Genomic DNA, 23,588 nt, shown 5'->3' on the forward strand with positions numbered 1-23,588 from the left:
CAAAATTATAAACTCGGATTCAACGATATTGCGACAGAGATCGAAGCGGCAACAAGAGCGATGAGGCTTAGGGTAATTAGCAACGTAGCGGTTTCAGATTCGCACAATCCTTCTTTTTGAATAATTTCAATATTTTTGATTTGTGTGCGCTTGAGCCAAATACTATCCACATTATTTCCAAGCGCTCTTTTATGACGGGGTGTAAAACGATAACCTGTATCTTCTTTTTGAATTGTACCGGTTACAGTTATAAGCTTATTTGAATCATCTGTAAAAGTTACTTTCAGCGTTTTTTTTGAGGTGATAGCGGCTTGTATTTGGGCTTCTGATATTTCGGGTGAAGCGGTTGAATCGTATGCTATTGTCGTAGTTATACCGCAACCCAAAACCGCTGTAGTTAAAATTATCAACACGTATCTCATGGTAGTCTCCAAGCGATCGTAATGCTTCGCATTTTTAGAATCTAAAAACAAAGTTATCGTACTCATCCATTTCTTTTAGAGGGATTGATGAGCCGTTTTTTAACGTATAATAATCGGAATTTTCATCCATGATAAATTCTATAACCAAAACACTATCACCGTTTTTGAAATGCTTATATGGAAATCGCCCAACTTCAAACGGCCAATCGAAGCGCGCGTCACTCGACGTGTCGCACCACGCCGTAACGCATATTCGGTTGCTATTCGTAAATGGGCCATTGCTCCTGGGTATCTTCAAACTGAATTTTCGTACTACTGTACTATCATCCAGAATTTCAAGACCTGCATAAGGCGGATAATCTTGGATAAGAATGTATGGCTCGTACTGTGGCGGCAGTATAATGTCGGAATAAAATACTTTAACAGTATCGGACGTATTATACGCTGAAAGTTCATTTTCAATACTGCCGGACATAATAGCACAAACCCCAAAAGAGTAGTGCTGCATGGATGCAGGTATGATTACTTTTCCATTAACAATATCATAATCGTTTTGTTTATCCTTTTTGGCTTCGCAGGAAATCAGAAACGGTAATGCCGTAAATAAGAAACAAGTTGTAGTATCGCACATTTTAAACATAAAAATAGCCCACCTTATTTTAGAATGAATGACTTGATTTTATGTATCATACATCGACTACTATCCATGTACTCATACCCAAAATAAAGTGGGTATAGGCGTTTATTTGATCAATGTTAGTTTTTTACTTGAAGAAAACCCAGGTGATTCTAATCTGTATATATAAGTCCCCGATGCAAGGCGACTTGCATCAAAAGTAACCTGATAAAAACCAGGCTCCTTAGTACCATTTGCTAAAGTTGCTACTTCGCGCCCCATCACATCATATAATTTCATAGTGATATTTGCCTTGAAGGGCACAGAATAAGCTATCGTCGTTGATGGATTAAATGGGTTAGGATAATTCTGTCCAAGTTCAAACGATACAGGAATGGCCGTTTCACCTCTAGGGATTGTCTTTTCTATAGGTAAACTACAGCCCTGATAATTGATAATCCTTGTTGCGATCACTGATTCCTGTCCGCTTACCACTGAAACCTGAATATTGTATTGACAATAAGAAATTGGAATAGATATGCTTTGAGTTGTGTATCCATTTTGCCAAGCGTAGCTATAGTTGCCGTTTCCTCCTGATGCCAATGCAGTATATGTTCCAATGGCTCCTTTTGAAGATACAATTGAAGGGCCGTCAATACTCACAACTAAAGGCCCTGGGGGAGCTATAGGATATATTTCGTCGATTATTGGGCGAACTAGTTCGCTTGAAAATTCATCGTGATATTTGTTGGTACTTGTTTGATACGTAGCATGAAATTTCGAATTTCCATTTACAATGTCCATAGCACTATTGTAAGGGATAAATGTAGCGTTAGCATATCTAGTGAGGGTAAAAGTACCAAAGAAAACCTGTCGTCCTTGATAATCGGTAATTGATTTAGGCAAGTAAGATCCAGCTTGTGCGGTTTCATTGGTCAAATACATATAATCTTCCGTGCCGCAGAGAGCGTCAACACCAAATATACCTGTGTACTTTGCTTTTACCCAAAGTGAGCCCGAGGGTGAAGAATTGGGAGAGCCATTAGAGAATGATATCCCAACATTTCTAGTCAAATGAGGGTAACCATCTCCGTTTAACGAATTCAATTCAGTATAGAAGGAACTATGCATGGTTCCGTTTGCATCAAAAACATTGCTTGTTAAAAGTTCTTTGGCTGCATCACAACTAATACCATAATGACCAAATGTACCAGTTGCACTACAGTTAGTCGGTTGTTTGACAAATATTTGGAAAAAATAATGTAAAACAGCTCCTTGTTGAGGAGAATCGATGGAAAAGAACTTTGATGCTTTTAATGGAGTGTTTGAAGCTTCAGCCTTGGCAAGCGCATATCTTGCTATAACACCACCCATGCTCATCCCAGAGACAACTATGTTTTTGTTTGAATTGATAGAAGAAATAAATTGAACGGCTGATGCTAATACAGCTGCGTTATTTTTTATACTTTGTCCGCCAAATTTGTAATTTAAAATATATACTTTTGCGCCTCTGGCCACTAAGGAATCAACAAGTTGTTTACCTGCGTATCTTAATCTTTCAGAATTACCTGTATTATAAGCGTCAATTCCTTCAGACAAAAGAACGGGAGTCCCATTAGGACTACCCTCCCATACCGTAAGTCGGTTTCCGTAATTATCAAAATATAGTTTTTGCGCCACAGGCACCACGAAAACAGTATGGGTTCTAGTATATGAAGAACCATCAACAAACCAAAACTTAACGCTTAAAGAATGTTGGCCTGGAGAATTAATAAATGAAGGGACTTTCCAACCTGTTGCGTTTGTACTATTGTTGCTAGTACTCCAAATTGTCGACCAACTTCCATTGTCGTATTTAACATCACAACGCTGAAATATTTGATTATTAAACGTGTGAAAATTGATCCATCCATTTCCTTGTTGTAAATAAATATCTGCGGGTTGGGCTGAAATTAGACTAATATGTACACCCTGTTTACGATTTGATTCTTCATACCAGTTGTATGAGGCACTAGTATTTGGTGTTGAACCAATATATACATAGTGAGCATTAGCATACTGCCAGTCCAAAATAGTCGTTCCCTGTGCATCACTTGACATTTCTGAAGAGTTTTCGGCTCCATAAAATACGTTTGAAACAGAGTTTGGATCCATAGCGTAAACTATGCTATGTAGATTTAATGAAACCCATATAAAGAAAAGAAATCTTTTCATAAAATTCCTCATTTTTGGGGAACAAAAATTGCAAATGTATAGTTAATAGTATACATTTGAATGGGAAGACAGTATTACATTTTTAATTCAAAACCTCCAGTGCTGAATTAGGTAATATTGATCTTCCTTTTTTGTTCCATTGTTTAGAACTACTCTTTAATACAATCTACGAGCTGCCTTAATGTAGTATACCCAATGAATGAACTCACCTCCTTCATGCCATAAAAATATAATCATTCCCCTTCCGTGGAATTGGAATTGGAATTGGAATTGGAATTGGAATTGGAATTGTTTTATAGATATTCCCTTCCCCCGTAAAAAGATAGACAGTAAACGAGGACATGTCAAGAATTTTTTTGGCTAATTAGTAGCTTATAACAGCTTTTTTTTGTAAAATCGCTTTTATCATAGTTGATAATATCATATTGCCATCCATGCTTCGCCACGAATCAATATTCGCCTTAATTGATTGCAATAATTTTTACGTTTCATGCGAACGTGCTTTCCAGCCCAAATTGGAAGGTAAACCGGTCGTGGTGCTTTCCAATAACGACGGGTGTATCGTGTCGCGATCCAATGAAGCCAAAGCACTCGGTGTGCCGATGGCCGCACCGTATTTTGAAGTCAAAGGGCTTTTGGATAAACATCATGCGCATGTTTTTTCGTCCAACTACGTGCTTTATGCCGACATGTCGCATCGTGTCATGCAGGTGCTTCAACGTTTCACGCCCGATGTGGAAGTGTATTCCATAGATGAAGCATTCATAGATCTCAGCGGTTTTACGGAAGATCTTACGACGTACGGCGTCAAGATCAAGGAAACCATCTCGCGTTGGACGGGCATTCCCGTATCCGTCGGTATAGCCCGTACCAAAACATTAGCCAAAATCGCAGCGGAAAAAGCCAAAAAATCAAAAAAACTCAAAGGGGCGTTCAGCCTGGTGGATTCTCCGTATCTGGAAAAAACGCTTGAATTGACCGAAGTCGGTGATGTATGGGGCATAGGCCGCAGTTCGACCGCGCATCTGCAGTCGCACGGCATTTACAACGCGTTGCAATTTTCGAAAGCCAACCCCGCGTGGATCAAAAAAACAATGTCTATCGTCGGTCTGCGTATCGCGCAGGAACTGCGTGAGGTATCGTGTTTGCCTTTGGAGCAGGTACGTGAACGCAAAAAAGGCATTACCACATCGCGTTCGTTTAGCCGGGCGGTCACGTCGCTGGAAGAGATGACCGAAGCTATGGCGACCTACGTGGATCGCTGTGCAGAGAAACTGCGTGAAGAGGGCGCCGCTACGAAAACGCTGGCCGTGTATCTGATGACCAATCGTTTTACGGACGATCATTATTATTATCACAAAGTCGTGACGCTGCCTGTACCGTCGGATGACACCGGCGAACTCATCGCGTACGCGACATCTGCATTGCGCAGCATTTTCAAAGAAGGTCTTCGGTATAAAAAATGCGGCGTGATGTTTACGGAACTTATTCCCAAAGAAACCGTACAAACGGACATGTTTGACCGCATATCACGTGAACGCTCCTCCCGACGTATGGAAGTACTGGATGCGATCAATGCGCGAATGGGCAACGGTACGCTGCGCTATGCGAGCGAGGGATGGAAAAAAGATTGGCACATGAAATGCGAAAACCGTACGCCGGAATATACAACGCAGTGGGATCAACTATTGACGGTCAGCGCGGAATAAATTCATATCTGAAGCGGCGTTCATATCCATAACGCAAAAATGCTGCGAATAGCATTTGCATATCACATCCGTTGGCGTTAGTTTTTACGGTCGTACGAGAACATCATATCTTTATTTTCAAATAAAATAAAACTCAAATACCTAAAGCCAAGTAACAAAGGTCAGACTGATGCGTTATCTTTTTGTATTCTTCACATTTTTATTAAGCATGTCCGCGGCGTATGGACAATATACCGAATATCCCACGGCACGTTATTATCATGAAAAAGAAATCACACCCCGCGAGCATACGATCAATATCGAACGTATGAAACTGGACGTGCAGTTTGATCCGCCCAAAGGTCTGGTCAAAGGCAAAGTCACGCACGTTTTCAAACCGCTGCGTGCATCCTTAGATCAGCTTTATTTTGACGGAGTCAATCTTCGCGTGACCGACGTGACGATCAACGGCAAAACGGCCCAATTTGTCAATTCCGGGCAAGGCATTACCGTTTTTGCCAAACCGGCCTTGACATGGAACGATGTCCGGGACAGTATCACTTTTACTTACGAAGCCAATCCGCGTAAAGGTATTTATTTCGTCGGATGGAATGACAGTACCAAACGTATGCGGCGTCAGATCTGGACGCAAGGTGAGGAACGCGACCATCGCCACTGGATACCTATGTATGATGATCCCAACGATAAAGTGATTCACGAGACCTCGATCACGTTTGATAAAGCGTACCGTGTCATTGCTAACGGTAAACTGCAAAAAGAAAAAGACAACAAAGACGGTACCAAGAGTTGGTCGTATGCCATGAGCCTACCGCATGCGCCGTATCTGCTGATGCTGGCGATCGGACAATATGAAGTTAAAAACCTCAAATCCAAAAGCGGCGTTCCGATTCAGTTGTGGTATTATCCCGATCAGGCCGATCGTATCGAACCGACGTACCGCCATACCGTTACGGCGATGGATTTTCTAGAAAAAGAAATCGGCATCCCTTATCCGTGGGGTGTTTTTGCCAATATACCCGTTGCCGACTTCGTGACGGGCGCGATGGAAAATACGACGGCTGTTTTATTCGGTGACTTTTGGTATGTAGACCGCCGTGCTTTTAATGATGATAACTATGTGGATACCGATTTTCATGAACAGGCGCATCAGTGGTTTGGCGATATGATCACGATGTATGACTGGAAACATCTCTGGCTGCAGGAAAGTTTTGCGACGTACTACGGCAAACTCGGTATGTATCATGTGTACGGCGAAGACATGTATCAGTGGAAACGCCGTGAAGAACAAAATCAGGCAATCAATGCATCGGAAAACAATCGTCTTCCGATCACGCATACGCAAGCCGGCACGGCACGCTTTTATCCTAAAGGGTCGGCCGTCATAGATATGATGAATCATGTCTGGGGTCGTGATGCCGTACGTCGCGCTGTATATCATTTTTTGAGTCACAACCGTTATAAAAATGTGGAAACCTACGACCTGATGCGTTCGTTTATGGATACGCTGGGCGTCGCACCGCAGTGGTTTTTTGATCAATGGATTTATCGCGGCGGTGAACCGCATTACAAAATCAGTTATCTTGATCTGCGCCGTACTTCGGGCCGTCAGACGGAAATCACCGTGCAACAAACGCATAAGACCGATGAGCTGACGGGGCTTTTTAAAATGCCGATTGATTTTGAGGTACACTATGCTGACGGTACCAAAGATAGCGTGCGTGAATGGATCGAAAACACGGTGACCACCGTGGTGGTTCCCAATACCCATGATAAAGAGATCGCCTTTGTGCTTTTTGATCCGGGCAGTTGGGTCACCAAGTCCTATGAATTTGAAAAACATTTTGATGAACTGGCGGCACAGGCACTACAGGCGCCTAATATGATCGATCGTTACGATGCGCTTGTCATGCTGCGTGCGTACGACCTGCCGTCCAAACGCGAACTCCTGATACGCGTTTACGATAAAGAAACATTTCACGCGCTCAAAGCCGAAGTCGCCGAACAACTGGTCCATGATGAAGATGAAGCCGGCAGGGCTATTATTCGTCGCGCGATCACCGATACTTGGCCGGAAGTGCGTAAGGCGGTGATCAATAATGTCGGCCGCATTCCGCAAACCATGCTGCCCGATTTCGAAAAACTATTGTCGGACAGTTCGTACAACGTCGTACGTGTTGCGCTGGCACGCCTGATCAATCAATATCCGGTCCATGCCGATCGTTATCTGGATATGACCAAAGATCAATACGGATTATCCAATGAAATCAAAATGGATTGGCTGGAGCAAAAAGTCAATCGCGGTGATAAAGATGCGTTGATGCAGATCGTGGACTACAGCAGCAACGCATACGAATTTGGTACACGGCGCAATGCGATGAGTGCGCTCAAGCGGCTCAATTATTTAGACGATAAAGTCATCGGAAATCTTTTGGATGCTGCGCTCAATGCCAATGAATCGCTGAGTAACCGTGCGAAAAATATTTTGGATTATTTTACGGATCAGAGTCCGTATCGTCGCCGCATCCAAGCCTACTACCGTTCACATACATGGGAAGACTGGCAAAAGGATATTTTACAAGCGTTGTTGTAAATGTGATCATTGGCTCGGTATGGTGAATGATGAAATCAGGAATGAGTAAATTTAAAAACGTAAATAAGGAATGAGATTCTTCCTATGACCGATCAACTGAATGCCTGGCTTTTGGCTGCCGGCGGATTTCAAACCATTTTCTTGTCTGTTCTCTTGATGCGCCGAACGACAGATCGTGCTAAACCGTGGCTTGTTTTACTTATGGCAGCACTGGCAGTCCAGATTTTTTCAAAAGCCGCAGCAAAGAGCTGGATGATGCATCATGCGACTAGTTTATACCAATTCTCATATTTGTTACCGTGGTGGGTTCCGATTTTTCTTTACGGATATGTACGGGTCGCGATGGGAGAACCTGCTTGGAGGAAATTTGATTCGCTCTTCCTTGTTTTTCCCATTGCCGGATTCTGGCTCTCATGGATGGGTTTGCGATGGGGCTACGACCTGCTTTCGAGCGTATGGATCGCAGGATCGATTCAGATCGTACATTTGGGTGTCCTGACTTGGAAAATGCTTCAACTTGTCAGGGAAAAGAACGCCGAACGGTTTGTACGTCGCTTTGTGATTGCTATTGTAGCGGCGGAACTTCTAATAATCTTCGCCCTTCATGCCGCGACATTTTTCTTTTTGGACTCGCCCGTGATTCGACTGTTCTTTCTGTCGTTGAGTGTCTTTGTTTACTGGGCTACATTTGAAGCGCTTCGACATCGAACTGAGTCCGTACAGCCGAGTGATAAATATGCTCATTCCGGTCTGTCGGAAGCGGATGTGGGGACATTGTATGGTCGGATCCATTCCTCCATGTTGTCCCATAAACTGTTCTTGGAGCCTGATCTGACCATCGATCGTTTGGCGTCTGTCGTCAACCTTCCTCGTCACCATATTTCACAGGCTATTAATTCTGTCGAAAAAAGAAATTTTTATGAATTTGTTCAACAATTTCGTGTCGCGGAGGCCGTTCGACTCCTGCGGAGCCCTGAACACGATCATCTGACGATTGCCGCGATTGCCTACGAATCCGGATTCAATTCACTCTCAAGTTTCAACGACGCTTTCAAAAAAATCGTAAAAACCACACCTTCCGCATTCCGCCGGGACAGAAACACGCTTGTAATTACTACCTATACCTTCGATGCTGCTTAAATCGTACAAATTTTTACCTTGATATTCTCCCGAACTTATCGGGACGGATGAATTATAGCGTTTGATGACGTATCCTTATATTAGAAACAATGAAGAAAGGATATATGTTCATGAAACGGATTGTGGCAATTTGGATGTTTCTCTATAATGGGTTTGGAGTGTGTCAAGATAAGCCATTTGTTTTTCGTCCGCCGAACACGACAGGGATTGTTGTCAAGGCGGATATTTTATTTAGTCAGGCGGACGGCAAGGAGCTTTTTTTTGATCTCTATCAGCCGCGGGAGTCACGGAATAGGCCGATTCTGATCTTCCTCAACATGGTAGGCGGCCCGCAACGAACATGGGGAATCTACAAAGGATGGGGAATAGCCGCGGCCGCGGACGGGTTGGCGGCAATCAACTTTGACACCCGTTCCGATCGTGCGGAGGAGGTTTTTGACTCCCTGATCGAATATTTGAGAAAGAACGGACAATCGCTCGGAGTAGATCCCGATCGGATTGCTGTGTACGCAGCTTCAGCTAATATGAATCGAGGGATGAGACTAATGATGGATTCGGCTCGCACATATCTGAAGGCGGGTTTGGCTTTTTACGGGAATTCTGAAATTAACTCCTTTCGTATGGATCTGCCTATACTGGTGATTCGATCAGGTTTAGACAATGTTTTGACGAATTCCGCAGTTGACTTTCTGTTTAAAAAAGCCATTCACGCAAATGCTCCCTGGAGTCTGATCAACTACTCAGGCGGACACCATGGGTTTGAAGTGGAGGATCCGAACGATTACTCTGTTTACTTGATTCGAACAGTTCTTCAATTTGCAAAAAATCATTTGGAAAATCCAAAACTTCATGAATCGGGTCTCGGTGAACTTGTAACTCCACTTGCTAAACTTCTTAGAGCAGCGTCAGATTCTGTGCGAGCTACACCGCAAAAGGGGGCGGCGTGGCAAAAGTTGGCAGTTTATCAAGTTCGTTCCGGTCAATACGCGGAGTGTTTGGCGTCGTACCGAGAGGCCATTCGCCTGGGATCCTCAAATTACGGTGATATGGGACTCAAAGCTCTGGAAGCGGCGGCCATGGCGGGAAACACTGAGGAAGCGATTCTGTGGACGAGTCGCCTTCAGGAAGTGGGCTGGATTGCAAACTGGAATATCCTCGAAATTCCGCAATACTCTTCCCTGCAAAAGAATTCAGACTACGTGGCTGCCTATGATAAACTTCGGCAAAGATCAAATCGATTTTTATTGCTTCATGTTTTTTCAGAATTCGGTGTCGATTCAGCGCGGGTCGTCTTGGCCCGAGATATATCGCTTTATCCGAAGATCGCTCCCTATTCGGAATTTTCATTGAACTGGATAGGATACCAGCTTTTGAATCGTCAAAAAACAAAAGAAGCGCTCGACGTTTTCAACTGGATGCTGCGGGAGTATTCTCCATCTCTTTACGGCATGGATGGTCTTGCCGATACGTATGAGGCAATGCAGGATCGAAAGAATTCCGAATTATGGACCAAGAAATGTCTGGACGCGCTGAAATCAAGTAACCTTTCGGAATCGGCCATCAATGGTTTTCGCAAGAGTGCGGAAGATCGCTTACAGAGATTAAAAAAGTGAAACGAAATATGAAAAAAAGTTATAAATATGTTTGCCTGATGCTGTTTGTTGCCTTGCAGTCTTGCGAGACTGATCCCAATCGAGTATTGAGCAAGCTCGGAATTCCTACCCCTCGGCTCATTAGGATTCAGGGAGGAAAATATGAAATGGGGTCGGACAGCCTTGCCGAAGCTTCACCCGTACATCGTGCAGCTGTGAATGAATTCTGGATGGGGGAGACGGAAGTGACGGTTGAGCAATTTCAGGCCTTCGTAGCGGAGACGGGATATATCACAGAACCCGAAACCCTTGGCGGCGGTTGGATTCGCGATTCAGCCGGCTTTACGAAGAAATCTGACGCGTCGTGGAAAAATCCTTACTTTGCGCTGGTCAATGCTCAGCCGGTTGTTTTCGTCACCCGCCGGGATGCGGAGGCCTATTGTATTTGGTTGAGCCGGCGATCCGGATTAGCGATCCATTTGCCCTCGGAGGTTAAATGGGAATATGCGTGTCGTGGAGGGCAGAGGATAGAGTTTGTCAATGGTTGGACGGCAGAAAATAGCGGGATGCGAATTCATGACGTGGCTCAGAAAGCGCCCAATCATTTCGGGTTGTATGATATTCAGGGCAATGTTTGGGAATGGACAGCCGATGATTATGCCAATTACACGAAGGAGAGTGTGGCCGATTCCGCCCGGCGAAATGATGGCTCGCGCGGCGCTGTGATGCGAGGCGGGAGTTATGCGTTTCCGGTATCATTCGCATCCGTTTTTTTCAGGCAGCCTGGCCACGGCGCAATTGCACGAGCTCAAGACCTTGGCTTTCGGGTCGTTATTTCTCCTGAGTGAATTTCCAAAAAAAACACTATGAGTTTTATAGCGCGTGATTGTATAAAACAGCCCGAATGCGGGTAACATTAGCTCGAAAAGCAATCAACTCGTAGTTAACCTTGATATAGGTATACATAAGAATGTAATTATCGATCATAACAAACCGATCTGCAGCAACTACGCCGTAGAAGTGTTTACGCTTTCAAATTCTGTGAGATGATGCGCGCGGCGCCGTGGCGCACGTAGCCCACGCAAAGCGCCAAAGGCGCTGCGGAGGCCGACAGCCCGAAGCCAGCCCGACCCGACACGCCACAGGCGTGACGGGGCACGCCCAAGTGATCGGTCGTCGTATCGGTGTGTTTTTAGTAGAAATTCTCGTGCTATCGTATTAGATTGCGCCGCATTTGTAAAACAGCGGTGTCATGGCTAAAACCAAATCTTATTTTGTCTGCCAATCGTGCGGCTACAAGTCCAGCAAATCGCTCGGACGCTGTCCGGAGTGTATGACGTGGAATTCGATGGTCGAAGAACAATCGGCTACGGAATCGTCCTCGGCACGCACGCCGGATAATATACTCAAGCAGTTCGGCGCGGTGGACGCTTCGACGTATGCGGATTTTTCGGAAACGCCGCAAACGCTGGATCGCATCGAAGTGCGACCGGATCACCGCTTAGTTTCCGGTATCACCGAACTGGACCGCGTGCTGGGCGGCGGTATCGTCAAAGGGTCGCTTGTTTTGGTCGGTGGCGAACCGGGTATCGGCAAGTCCACGTTGCTTTTGCAGATGGCGGCCTATCAACGCGCCAAAACGCTGTACGTCTCCGGCGAAGAATCCGTGCAGCAAATCAAATCGCGTGCCGAACGCATCCAGGCTCCGCACGGCGGCATGCTGGTCGTCGCGGAAACCAATCTTCATAAAATCCTGCAGCATATTTTGCAAACCAAACCGCAGGTCGTCGTGATTGACTCCATCCAGACGCTGTACCGCGATGAAATGGAAAGCGCACCGGGCAGTGTCGGGCAAGTGCGCGAATGTACGGCCATCCTGATGCATCTAGCCAAAACGCACGGCATTTCGATATTCCTCGTCGGCCACGTGACCAAAGACGGTATGATCGCCGGCCCTAAAGTTTTGGAACATATCGTAGATACCGTGTTGCAGTTTGAAGGCGATACCAATCATCTTTTTCGCATTTTGCGCGCCGTAAAAAATCGTTTTGGTTCAACCAACGAAATCGGAATTTTTGAAATGCGGCAGGAAGGTTTGGCCGAAGTAGCCAACCCATCGGAATTATTTTTATCGGAACGCTACCTCCATCATTCCGGTTCCGTCGTAACGCCGGTCGTCGAAGGTTCGCGCGTGCTTTTGGTCGAAGTGCAGGCGCTGGCCAGCGTGACCAACTACGGCATGCCGCAGCGCACGACATCGGGCTTTGATCTACGCCGCCTGCAACTGCTGATTGCCGTTCTCGAAAAGCGCGCACGTATACCGCTCGGGCAATACGATGTTTTTTTGAATATCGCGGGCGGATTAAAAACGGATGAACCGGCGATCGACCTTGCTGTGGCCCTGGCCGTCGCATCAAGCCACCGCGACTTCGTCGTGGATCCGTATACGGCGGTCATCGGTGAAATCGGACTCGGCGGCGAAGTACGCGCCGTCAGTTTTGCCGAACGACGGGTGCGGGAAGCGCTCAAACTGGGATTTGAAACCGTGATCCTGCCAAAAAGTAATATGAAAGACGTGAGTTTTGTAAGCGGCGTCAATCTGATCGGCATTCGCCGCATCGAAGAAGTTTTAGACGCGGTCACCGCACATACCGGACGCACGGAGTCCTGAGATGTATCTGCGGGATTGGATCATCGCTTTGCATGAAAAAAAACGATTTCCGGCGCATCTTTGTTTGGATACCGGATGCACGCTGGTCATCGAAAAAATCAAACCGCTGGTGATCGTGCTGAATGCGCTGGTGGATAATCTGCGTTCGGTGAGCACACAGGAAATACACATTGATCTGGATGCGCATCAAAAGAAGGATCAACTCGTATTGATCGTACATACTGATCGGGAAACCAAACCGGTTGTGAAGACAATGATCACCGATGCCATGCATGAAATCGGCGCCGAGTTTTATGAAGAATTCATGCCGAAGCAATATTTGAAGTATCAATTGACATTTTCACGATAAATAAAGGACGAAGACCATGGGTCGTATTTTTGAAAAACGTAAATACAAAATGTTTGCCCGTTTTGACCGGATGGCAAAAACGTTTACCCGTATCGGTAAAGAAGTGGCCATTGCCGTCAAACAAGGCGGCCCCGATCCCAATACCAATCCCCGTTTGCGCGCCGCTATCGCCAATGCCAAAGCCGCCAATATGCCCAAAGACCGCGTGGATGCCGCGATCAAACGCGCTTCATCCAAAGATGAGAAAGAATTGCAGGAAATCATCTATGAAGGATACGGCCCGCACGGTATCGGCATGATCGTCGAATGCGCCACGGATAATCCCACGCGTACGGTGGCTAATATTCGCATGTACTTTACCAAACACGGCGGCACGCTCGGTTCCTCCGGTTCGGTTGCGTTTCTTTTCGAACGTAAAGGCGTTTTTAAAATCGGTAAAGAAGGCGTGGACTCCGACGAACTGGAACTGGAAATGATAGACTACGGTGCGGAAGACTTTGCCGTGGATGATGAAGATATCTATATCTATACGTCTTTTGGCGACTTTGTCAAAATGCAAAAAGCGCTCGAAGAGAAAAAACTCAACGTCAAATCGGCGGAATTGCAGTATATTCCATCCACGCAAACGGATGTCAACGAAAAACAAGAAGAAGACGTCATCAAATTAGTCGAAGCCATCGAAGAAGATGACGATGTACAAAATGTTTTTCACGCCATGAAATAATCGCACGGAACGGGTTTTAAAAAAATGGGCGCGATCCTCAAACAAGAACCGGTCAAACTGATCTGCGGATTATTTTGGAATCCGGAGGTCAACCCGGAAACGATCTACCGCGTGATCGAAGCGGAGTGGGGTCCTATGGATGCGCGTTCGCCGGTTTTTGATTTTGATTTTACGGCGTACTATCAAGACGAGATGGGCGCGGTGATCCAAAAACAGTACGTGTCCTTCGAAAAACTGGTGGATATCCAAGCTATAACAGATTACAAAATTCGCTCCAATGCGCTTGAAGATCAGCACTTTACCCGGGACGGAAAACGTGCGGCCAATATAGATCCCGGCTATATCGCCGATGCCAAACTCGTCATGGCGACAACTAAAAATCTGCCGCACCGCGTGTATATCGGAAAAAATATTTATTCCGATCTGCAGATGATGTATAAAAAACCGACTTTTTTTCCGATCAGTTGGACTTTTGCCGACGTCAAACAACCGGCGTTGATCGAATTTTTTAATCACGTGCGCGAAACGTATATCCGGCAAATCAAAACCCTACGCCAAAACGAAGTATGAGCCTCGCCCTGCATCATGTCGTCAAATCCTACGCTGACACAACGGCGGTCAAAGGATTGTCTTTCGAAGTGGAGCGCGGTGAAATATTTGGCCTGATCGGGCCCAATGGCGCGGGTAAAACCACGACCATGCGTATGATCATCGGCATGATCAAACCCGACGAAGGCCGGATCACATGGCTCGGCGAACCTTTGCAGGCGTCGTTTAATGATCGCATCGGATATATGCCGGAAGAGCGCGGGCTCTATCGCCGCAGCCGCGTGCTGGATACGATCGTTTTTTTTGCCAAACTCAAAGGTCTGTCTAAAAAAACAGCGTTGGCCGAAGCGCATCGCTGGCTTGAAAAAACGGAACTCTCCGCGTATGCCACGCATCGTCTCGAGGCACTCTCCAAAGGCATGCAACAAAAAATACAGTTTATCTGTACCGTGCTTCACAAACCGGAACTTGTGATCTTAGATGAACCGTTTTCCGGACTCGATCCCGTCAATCAAAATCTCATGCGTGCATGGATACGCGAACTGGCGGATGCCGGTATGACCGTGATTTTTTCAGCGCACCAGATGACGCATGTCGAAAAACTCTGTCGTCGTATCTGTATGATGCATCACGGCGTACCTGTACTTCATGACACGATCGCAGCGATACGACGTCAGCACGATGACGGACGCATACGCCTGACCGGTTCCGCAGAAGCCCTGCGCGAAGTGCTGAACACGATGGCATGGTCATCCCTGCACATTTCGGATCAGATATTGGACGGCATTCCGCCGGCCCCCATGTCATTTAATCAGATATTACAACGTATTGCAACACTCGACGGCATCGAAGGTATCGAACGCGTTCATCCTACGTTGGAAGATATTTTTTTGAAAGTGACGAAGAACTAGAGCGATGGGAGGCTACATCGGAAGGCATCTGCCTTTGATTTACAGAATTTCATTGTTTGACATAAAAAATTTGCTGCGTAGCCGGGTTAATAATTACACGAATGAGCAGATTGATAACCAAGATAAAAATATAAACTTTCCCTTGGGTACACACACTCTCTTAGCAGCTAGATTCCTCTCGCTATGAAAAAAGTATGTATAGTGATCACAGTCTCAAGTTATTTGATTTCTCCCAAACCCTTTACTGTGTTATAATGTCGGCTTTCGGTAAATCGTGAGCGCGTGTGTCACGCCGCCGTCGCATGCACCCATGTGAACATGACCGGCTAACGTGTCAGGGTGAGTGAGCGTCATGTCAATATCCGGTGAACAATAGGAACCATGCGCATGCCCGGTAAACTGATCACCGTCCATCGTACCTTCGATCGTACCGCTGTCGCCGCCGCCGTCACTAAACTGATCAATCACTCGAAAATAGCCCGATACGTTTTCAGCATCTTGTTCAAGCTTCATCTCAATGTATGAATCGCCTTCGCCGGTAAATACGGTTCCCTCCCATTCACCGGCAATACTTTCGTATGAACTGTCGTCCGAGCAGGATTTGAGCATTCCTAATCCCAGAGCTACGATGATGGTTATCTTCATTGATCTGAGCAGCATAAAAGCCTCACAACGTGATTTGAGCCGTAGCATGATTGCTAGTGCTGGCCTGATTAAAATACGAAATCGGCGCTATTTGCGGCATGAGCAGTGTCACTATAGATTTGCTACACGAGGGACTGAAGAAGATGGATATAAAATAAGCGACACGTACAAAATGTGCTTTATGTCATGTTGTGGAGGGGCTTGTGTGTGACGGTAGTAAAAAAACTCCCCTTCTTACGAAGGGGAGTCGTCCTACCATTAACCGGCGTATTACACCACGGGTTCACCGGGCTTGGCTATTTCGCCGTGGAATGCCCGGATTCCCCAATCAAAAGCTTCTTCGTTGAGCGGGATCATGGCGCATTTGTCTTTGAGCGCCTGACGAATGGCGGTAAGGAATGTATCTTTGGGAAACATCTGAGTCGCCGCCTGGAGTGCGCCGAGCGCGACGATATTTTTGACCATCGCCCGGCCAAGATCCATACCGATCTGAGTAAAAGGAATGCCATACATACGTACACCGTGATTAAAGTTAGGTGGATTGGGGATCACGGAGCTGTCGTATAAAATAATACCATTGGCAGCAACCTGCGGACCAAATTTGAGAAGGCTTGGCGCATTAAATGCGATGAGGACATTGGGATGCGGTGAAGCAGGGGAAAGCACTTCCTCTTCCGCGATGTGTACATCCGCGTAGGACGTGCCGCCGCGCGACTCGGGTCCGTAGCTTGGAATATGAGTTGCATCAAAACCTTCATTGATACCGGCGCGGGTGATCAGCATAGCTGCCGTTTGTGCGCCGTCACCGCCGGACCCTGCGAGCTTCAGCGCGATATCGTGCGGTGCGATGTGGTGCGGGAACGCCGTACAAAAACGTTTTTCCTTTTGCGATGAAGCGTTGATCTTTTCCATCATCTTGGCTGCATCAAAATTCGGTTCCTCCAGCATAAACCACGGTTCGCGCGGCACGTCTTTTTTTACGCCCAGCGGAAATACAGCCGTCATTTCTTTTTCTACCCAGGCTTCCGCTTCCGAAGGTGTCATCTTGAGATGCGTGGGGCATTCCGATAAAATCTCGACGAACGCAAATCCGCGGCCTTCGACCTGAAGCTGCAAAGCTTTTTTGATGGCTTTTTTGGCATGCACGCGCTGTTTGCTGTCGTACAAAGCGACACGTTCGATATAGACAGGCCCGTCCATCTGCGCGAGGATTTCTGACATGCGCAGCGGCATACCCATCATCGTATCGCGGCCGTGCGGTGAGGTGGATGTTTTTTGTCCCATCAGCGTGGTGGGCGCCATTTGGCCGCCGGTCATACCGTAGATTGCATTATTCACAAAAATCACGGTGATGGGAATGCCCAGTTGCGCGGCCTGCATGATTTCTGCCAAGCCTATGGATGCAAGATCGCCGTCACCCTGATAACTGATGACGATCGAATTGGGATTGGCCATCTTATGAGCGATCGCTACCGACGGAGCGCGTCCGTGTGCGGCTTGGGTATTACCTACATCCAGATAATAATACATAAATACGCTGCATCCGACGGGTGAAATCGCGATGGTACGATCCTGTATACCCAGTTCGTCTATCGTCTCGGCTAAAAACTTATGTGCCAAGCCGTGGCCACATCCCGGGCAGTAGTGGGTCGAATGACCTTTGAGTCCTTCACCGTGGGCGTGCCGCTCAAAATTTTCATAAAATACGCTCGTTTTCATGCGATCACCTCTTCCATCGATAAAACTTTTTCAACGATTTCGTGCGTTTGCGGAAGTACGCCGCCAAAATGACGGACATGTTCTACCCGCGGCATCGGCAGTTCGGCTTTGCTCATCGCTAAACGCAATTCGTCCTCCAGTTGTCCGTTGCCGGCTTCGACGCAGATGATCTGTTTGACGTGATACAAGAGCGGCTTGAGCCGATCTATCGGGAAAGGCCACAATGTGATCGGCCTGAAGAGTCCGACGCGCATACCCTGACGGCGCAATTCCTGTACAGCGCCTTTGGCCATGCGTGCGGGTGTATTGGCGGCTACGATGAGTACATCCGCATCTTCGCACCGGAAAAGATCGGCCTGCTGTTCATGATGCGTCATCTGCGCATACTTTTGATTGATCATCAGATTATGTTTTTCGAGATCCTGTTCGCTGAGTTGAATGGACGAAATCAGATTGCCGCGGTGCGCTTCGTCGCCCCATACGGCCCATGCCGGCAACCCGGGTTTGATCATGTGATCCGGCAATTCCACTTTACCGGTCATCTGGCCCATATAGCCGTCACCGACGACGATCACGGGATTGCGGTATTTGAAGGCAAGCTGAAACGCCTGCATCGTAAGATCCATCATCTCCTGCGGAGAAGACGGTGCCAGTACGATCGCATGCGTATTACCGTGACCGAGTCCGCGGCACACGAGTTTGATGTCTGCTTGTTCCGGGCCGATATTGCCCAGTCCCGGGCCACCGCGCATGACATTGACAAACACAGCGGGTAATTCTGCGCCGATCATGTAAGAAATACCTTCGAGCATGAGGCTAAATCCGGGTGACGAAGTAAACGTCATACACGGTAAACCGGCCGATGCACAGCCGTACAGATAGTTGACCGCCGCCACTTCGCTCACGGCCTGCACAAAAACGCCGTTGAGTTCGGGCAATAATTTCGCCATGAGTTCCGAACCTTCGGTAGACGGCGTGATAGGATAACCGTAAAAATGACGGCATCCTGCGAGCAGCGCGCCGATCGCGGAAGCGTACGTACCTTTGATGACAAGCGGTTCGCTCGGTGGCAATGCGATCAGGCGTGCCGCGATATCTTCGGCAGGTTGCGAGGAAGTGGGGCGCGGACCGTTGAGCGAAAACGGATCCACCATTTCGACAAAAGGTTCGTTTTCCAGCGGTCGTAACCCAAAAGGTTCGGGACAGGCGCTGATACAGAGCCCGCAGCCGGAGCATTCTTCGAGATGCAATTCGATCGGTATCATCCCGCTGACGGGATGCACTTCGTGCCCGGGTGTGATGCAGCCTTTGGCGCAGGCTTCGACGCAACGTTCGCAGCCTTTACAAAATTCGGGCATTACAAATGGTTTAGGTCTGGCTTTCATCGCCGTGTCCTTACTTAGAATTATATTTGAATCGTTCGTGCGCCGCGCGCGCAAGTTCTTCCCGGAAATCCGGGTGCGCGATGGCGATCAGCGCGTCGGCACGTTCGCGTAGATTTTTGCCATGAAGATAAGCTATACCAAATTCCGTAACGATATAGTGTACATCGGCCCGCGTCGTGACTACACCTGCCCCCGATTTAAGAGCCGGTGCGATGCGGGATGTTTTCCCGCCTTGTGCCGTAGCCGGCAGCGCGATGATCGGTTTGCCGCCTTTGGCGTAAGCGGCGCCGCGAATAAAATCCACCTGACCGCCGAATCCGGAGAAAATTTTAGTGCCGATGGAGTCAGCACAAATCTGTCCGGTGATATCCACTTCGATGGCGGAATTAACCGCGACCATATTTTCATTACGCGAAATGATGAACGGATCGTTGGTATAATCCGAAGGACGAAATTCGAACATCGGATTATTATCGATATAATTGTAGAGGTGTTTGGAACCGAGTGCGAACGTACCGATCACTTTTCCGGGATGCAGTGTTTTTTTGGAACCCGTAACGATACCGGATTCGATAGCTTGTATCACACCGTCGGAAACCATCTCCGTATGAATACCCAAATCACGTTTGTCGGCGAGCGATGCCAATACGGCATCCGGAATACCGCCGATACCAAGCTGGAGCGTAGCACCGTTGTCTACAAGTTGAGCCACGTATTGACCGATGCGTTTTTCCGTGTCGGTGATTTGCGGGCGCGGTAACTCCGGCAAATCTTCATGCACTTCGACAAGTTTGTGAATTTTGGAAACGTGCACAAAACAATCGCCGAGCGTGCGCGGCATGTTTTCATTGACCTGAGCAAGTACGATTTTAGCGGCACGTATCGCGGCCATCGTAGCCAGCGTTTCCACCCCGAGACTCATGTAACCGTGATCATCCGGCATGGAGGTCTGAATGATAGCTACGTCGAGTTTCTTTTCGCCCGAAGCAAAAAGTTTGGGAATTTCGTAGAGGAAAACGGGGATATAGTCGGCGCGTCCGTCATTGACGGCATCACGATCGGCCGGGCCTACAAATAATGAATTATGACGAAAATGCCCGGCCATTTCCGGTTTGGAAAGCGGGTCATCGCCGAGTAAAAGCACGTGGGTTACTTCGACATCGGTAAGTTCGTCTTTACGTTTTGCAAGCGCACTGAGCAGGACATACGATGTGGCGGCATTACCGCTCGTAAATACACGATCGCCGGGTTTGATGGCCAATACGGCCTCTTCCGCAGTTACCGTTTTGCGTTTATAATCTTCACGCCATCCCATATAGGTGTAAACTCCATAAAATCATTGTCAAATAGCAGGACTGATATAAGGTACAGTATTTGTTTACGGTGCGTTAGGATGGGAATCAAATGATCGGGTGATATTTATCAGGTGCGGAAATGAGAAATGCTAAAAAGTAGGAACTTAGTTGAAAATAGGAGCGAAATACACCATCGGAAGTATAAAAAAGTCGCTTATGACGATGCTGCGGGCAATAAAATCGAAATTGTAGTTCCGTGGCCTTGTTTGCTCTCCAGCTCGATTTTTCCGTCATGCAGTTCGACGATCATGCGTACGATGGCAAGCCCAAGCCCGGTCCCGCCGCTTTCCCGTGCACGGTCTTTATTGACGCGATAGAACCGTTCAAAAATTTTCGGTACATCTTCAGAGGGAATGCCCATGCCGTGATCCTGTACGGTGATTTTTGCATATGAATTCGTTGAAAGCGTAACACCCCGGGTTTCGATTTCGATCACGGAATCCGGTGGCGAATATTTGGAGGCATTGGTGATAATATTGAGAAATAACTGGCTCAGCAGATTTTTATCACCTTGGACATACAAGGGCGGGCATGGGCTCAATTTTATCGTCTGATGCCGCAAAGAAGCGATGGCTTCCCAGTCTTTAGAAAATTCACTGATGATGTCACCGACAAACCAGCGTTGTTTTTCGGTTACGATCTGACGTGCATCACCGCGCGCCAGCAGTAACAAACCGTCCACGATCTGAATGACGGATAACACTTCTTCCAAAAGATCAGACAGTACTTCGACGTAGGCTTCGGGTGTTCGTTCACGGGAGAGCGCCACTTCGATATTACCGCGCAAAATAGTCAGCGGTGTTCGCAATTCGTGAGAGACATTGGACGAAAATTCGTTGATCTGATTAAAAGAGCGATGAAGACGATCCAATAGTTGATTGAGCGTCGTAACGAGGTTTTGTATTTCTTCGTCGGGGCTTTCCAGGGTGATGCGTTGATCCAGATGTTCCAAATTGATGGTATCAGCCACACGGATGATTTCGATCATCGGCTTAGTGATCCGCCGTACAAAAAAATACGCTACGATGGTGCCCAATAAAATGACCACCGCCATTGAAAAAATCATGGTGTTTTCGAAAACGTCAATATAGCGGTCGGCAATTCTGAAATTATGCGCGGCTAAAACATACGCGGCCGGGCGTCCTTTGCGGTGGATCGGATAAATCACACATACGTATTTTTCATTTTCGACATCCAGTAAGACCGCATTCGCTTCCGGCGTGGGTTTGAATGGGTAATACGATTGAAACTCCACATCGGCTAGGTTTCGCGTTTTGCGTACCGTTTTAAATTGATTATCCGTGATAATGATATAGCGTGCGTACGGCGAGATTTTGATGTGTTCGAGTTCTTTCCATTCATCGGAATCTTCTACAGTGATCGAATCATCGGTAAAAGAAACAAACTCAGAGAACCGTTGTGATTCGGAAATAAGATCGGTTTCGATTTTTCCGGTGATAGCCGTACGATAGGCGATATAAAAAACCGTCGAAGTCGTAGCCACCAGAAAAGCACCGAAAGCAATAAAGCCGAGTATGAATTTCCATCGAAGCGATACGCGCATCTAATCCGGCTCCTTGAGCATATATCCGGCACCGCGAATGGTGTGAATCAAAGGCTTACGGGTTCCCGTATCAATTTTTTTGCGAAGATAGTTGATATAGACGTCCACGATATTGGTTCCCCGGTCAAAGTGGATATCCCATACGTGCTCGGTCAGTGAAGTGCGGGTCACAAGGCGATTTTTGTTACGCAGTAGATACTCAAGTATCGAAAATTCACGATTGGATAATTCGATCCATTGTCCGCCGCGGGTAACGCGCCGTTCGGAAAGATTCATTTCCAGATCATCCACGGTAAAAAGATCCAGCGTACGCGATCCACGGCGCATGAGCGCGCGTGTGCGTGCAAGAAGTTCGTTGAACGCAAACGGTTTGGTCAGGTAGTCATCGGCGCCGGCATCCAGTCCGGTGACACGATCGTTGACGGTTTCACGTGCTGTAAGCAGGAGTATGGGCAACGTGTAACCATTGGCGCGTAAGTCGCGGCAAACGGAAACGCCGTCTTTATTAGGTAACATCCAATCCACGATCAGCAAATCGTAATTTTCGACTTCGGCCTGTGTCTGACCGGAGCGGCCGTCATATACGATATCCACGGCATTTCCGGCCTCGCTCAATCCGCGCTGAATGAAGGATGCCACTTTGCGGTCATCTTCGATCAATAAAATGCGCATAACAATACCTTTTCGATTGGAAAAATTTACATCTAAAACAGACGTAATGCAACGCATTGTGAATTAAAAAACATTAATGCGCATGCAAGGATGATATGCTTTGCGCCGCCTCCCCCTCGTAAAGTAGAACGTGTTGAAACGAAAAAAGGATTATACCGTCGTCCAATAGATTAAAAAACTTAGGGCTCATTCTTAAAACTATTTAATGCTTCATTAATCTGGTTTTAATGCGAGGTATGTACATTGGGATCAATCTTATCAAAGGAGAAGCGGCTTATGAATCCGGCGCATATGCATCTTTTATTAAACCACATTCCGGTATTGGCTTTAGCGGCGGCGACAATCTTATTGATCGCAGCGCGATGGCGATCGCAAATAGAATGGACACGATTGAGTATGTACTTTTTTGTAATCGCGGGTGCGGTATCCGTGCCGGTTTTTATGACCGGTGAGCCGGCGGAAAAAATCATTGAAAACATCGGCGGTATATCCATGATGCATTTGGAGTCTCACGAAGATTCAGCGGTAGCGAGTTTGATCGGGGCTTGTATTTTGGGGGTACTGGCCGTGATAGGGCTTTTTTTTATTGAACGGGTACACGCCCATCGCTTGATATGGGCGACCTTTTTGATCGTTGCATTGACGGCCAACGGTTTGATGGCATGGACAGCCAGTCTCGGTGGCAAAATTCATCATACGGAAATTCATAACGGCTACGCTCCGTCGCAAACACAAAAAAAGTATGATGATGATTAAAATAT

Annotated in this window: 21 protein-coding genes; 12 read left to right on the plus strand and 9 right to left on the minus strand. The window is 47.0% G+C overall.

Annotation, left to right across the window (positions count from 1 at the left end; genetic code table 11):
- Positions 1–5: 5 nt before the first annotated feature.
- The 3 genes from HUU58_06775 to HUU58_06785 form a co-directional block, all read right to left on the minus strand.
- Positions 6–473: a hypothetical protein gene (locus tag HUU58_06775; protein NUN45369.1), complete on the minus strand. Its 468-nt coding sequence runs from the start codon at positions 471–473 to the stop codon at positions 6–8.
- The gene (locus HUU58_06780) at positions 457–1,062 is read right to left on the minus strand and encodes a hypothetical protein (protein NUN45370.1); all 606 of its coding nucleotides are present in this window, start codon (positions 1,060–1,062) and stop codon (positions 457–459) included. Before HUU58_06780 ends, HUU58_06775 begins: the two co-directional genes overlap by 17 nt.
- Positions 1,063–1,164: 102 nt before the next feature.
- A complete protein-coding gene (locus HUU58_06785) occupies positions 1,165–3,252 on the minus strand; it encodes a T9SS type A sorting domain-containing protein (protein NUN45371.1) in 2,088 nt (695 codons plus the stop codon).
- Between the two features lie 434 nt (positions 3,253–3,686).
- Between HUU58_06785 and HUU58_06790 the strand changes: the two genes are divergently transcribed.
- From HUU58_06790 to HUU58_06840, 11 genes are all read left to right on the plus strand, one after another.
- Positions 3,687–4,961 (plus strand): Y-family DNA polymerase, encoded by a 1,275-nt coding sequence (locus tag HUU58_06790; protein NUN45372.1) that lies wholly within the window; start codon positions 3,687–3,689, stop codon positions 4,959–4,961.
- Positions 4,962–5,130: 169 nt separating this feature from the next.
- On the plus strand, positions 5,131–7,551 hold the full coding sequence (locus HUU58_06795) for a hypothetical protein (protein ID NUN45373.1): 2,421 nt from the start codon (positions 5,131–5,133) through the stop codon (positions 7,549–7,551).
- A gap of 84 nt (positions 7,552–7,635) precedes the next feature.
- Complete coding sequence (locus tag HUU58_06800) at positions 7,636–8,691, plus strand: helix-turn-helix transcriptional regulator (protein ID NUN45374.1); 1,056 nt, start codon at positions 7,636–7,638, stop codon at positions 8,689–8,691.
- Positions 8,692–8,801: 110 nt separating this feature from the next.
- Positions 8,802–10,304 carry a dienelactone hydrolase family protein gene (locus HUU58_06805; GenBank protein ID NUN45375.1) on the plus strand — a complete coding sequence of 501 codons (1,503 nt, stop codon included), beginning with the start codon at positions 8,802–8,804 and terminating at the stop codon, positions 10,302–10,304.
- A gap of 146 nt (positions 10,305–10,450) precedes the next feature.
- Positions 10,451–11,131, plus strand: coding sequence for an SUMF1/EgtB/PvdO family nonheme iron enzyme (locus tag HUU58_06810; protein NUN45376.1), 681 nt, complete (start codon positions 10,451–10,453; stop codon positions 11,129–11,131).
- A gap of 215 nt (positions 11,132–11,346) precedes the next feature.
- Complete coding sequence (locus HUU58_06815; GenBank protein NUN45377.1) at positions 11,347–11,505, plus strand: hypothetical protein; 159 nt, start codon at positions 11,347–11,349, stop codon at positions 11,503–11,505.
- 30 nt (positions 11,506–11,535) lie between these two features.
- Positions 11,536–12,954 (plus strand): DNA repair protein RadA, encoded by a 1,419-nt coding sequence (radA, locus tag HUU58_06820; protein NUN45378.1) that lies wholly within the window; start codon positions 11,536–11,538, stop codon positions 12,952–12,954.
- A 1-nt stretch (position 12,955) separates the two neighbouring features.
- Complete coding sequence (locus tag HUU58_06825) at positions 12,956–13,303, plus strand: hypothetical protein (protein ID NUN45379.1); 348 nt, start codon at positions 12,956–12,958, stop codon at positions 13,301–13,303.
- A gap of 16 nt (positions 13,304–13,319) precedes the next feature.
- Complete coding sequence (locus HUU58_06830; GenBank protein NUN45380.1) at positions 13,320–14,027, plus strand: YebC/PmpR family DNA-binding transcriptional regulator; 708 nt, start codon at positions 13,320–13,322, stop codon at positions 14,025–14,027.
- Between the two features lie 24 nt (positions 14,028–14,051).
- Positions 14,052–14,597 (plus strand): DUF4416 family protein, encoded by a 546-nt coding sequence (locus HUU58_06835; protein NUN45381.1) that lies wholly within the window; start codon positions 14,052–14,054, stop codon positions 14,595–14,597.
- On the plus strand, positions 14,594–15,487 hold the full coding sequence (locus HUU58_06840) for an ATP-binding cassette domain-containing protein (protein ID NUN45382.1): 894 nt from the start codon (positions 14,594–14,596) through the stop codon (positions 15,485–15,487). The genes HUU58_06835 and HUU58_06840 overlap by 4 nt, the downstream gene beginning before the upstream one ends.
- Before the next feature lie 249 nt (positions 15,488–15,736).
- On the opposite strand, the gene HUU58_06845 is transcribed toward HUU58_06840, so the two are convergent.
- The 6 genes from HUU58_06845 to HUU58_06870 all read right to left on the minus strand — a co-directional run bounded on the left by HUU58_06845 (position 15,737) and on the right by HUU58_06870 (position 22,827).
- Positions 15,737–16,147, minus strand: coding sequence for a hypothetical protein (locus tag HUU58_06845; GenBank protein ID NUN45383.1), 411 nt, complete (start codon positions 16,145–16,147; stop codon positions 15,737–15,739).
- A 255-nt stretch (positions 16,148–16,402) separates the two neighbouring features.
- Entirely contained in the window at positions 16,403–17,851 is a 1,449-nt protein-coding gene (locus tag HUU58_06850) for a 2-oxoacid:acceptor oxidoreductase family protein (protein ID NUN45384.1), read from the minus strand.
- Positions 17,848–19,236: a 3-methyl-2-oxobutanoate dehydrogenase subunit VorB gene (gene vorB, locus HUU58_06855; GenBank protein NUN45385.1), complete on the minus strand. Its 1,389-nt coding sequence runs from the start codon at positions 19,234–19,236 to the stop codon at positions 17,848–17,850. Before vorB ends, HUU58_06850 begins: the two co-directional genes overlap by 4 nt.
- Before the next feature lie 10 nt (positions 19,237–19,246).
- Positions 19,247–20,551 carry an acetyl-CoA hydrolase/transferase family protein gene (locus HUU58_06860; protein NUN45386.1) on the minus strand — a complete coding sequence of 435 codons (1,305 nt, stop codon included), beginning with the start codon at positions 20,549–20,551 and terminating at the stop codon, positions 19,247–19,249.
- Between the two features lie 194 nt (positions 20,552–20,745).
- Complete coding sequence (locus tag HUU58_06865; protein ID NUN45387.1) at positions 20,746–22,155, minus strand: HAMP domain-containing protein; 1,410 nt, start codon at positions 22,153–22,155, stop codon at positions 20,746–20,748.
- Positions 22,156–22,827 carry a response regulator transcription factor gene (locus HUU58_06870; GenBank protein ID NUN45388.1) on the minus strand — a complete coding sequence of 224 codons (672 nt, stop codon included), beginning with the start codon at positions 22,825–22,827 and terminating at the stop codon, positions 22,156–22,158.
- A gap of 276 nt (positions 22,828–23,103) precedes the next feature.
- Here HUU58_06870 and HUU58_06875 point away from each other — a divergent pair, with 276 nt between their 5' ends.
- Complete coding sequence (locus tag HUU58_06875; GenBank protein NUN45389.1) at positions 23,104–23,583, plus strand: hypothetical protein; 480 nt, start codon at positions 23,104–23,106, stop codon at positions 23,581–23,583.
- The last annotated feature ends 5 nt before the right edge of the window (positions 23,584–23,588 follow it).

The sequence above is a fragment of the bacterium genome (genome assembly GCA_013360215.1).
In the GTDB taxonomy this organism is placed as follows: domain Bacteria; phylum CLD3; class CLD3; order SB21; family SB21; genus JABWCP01.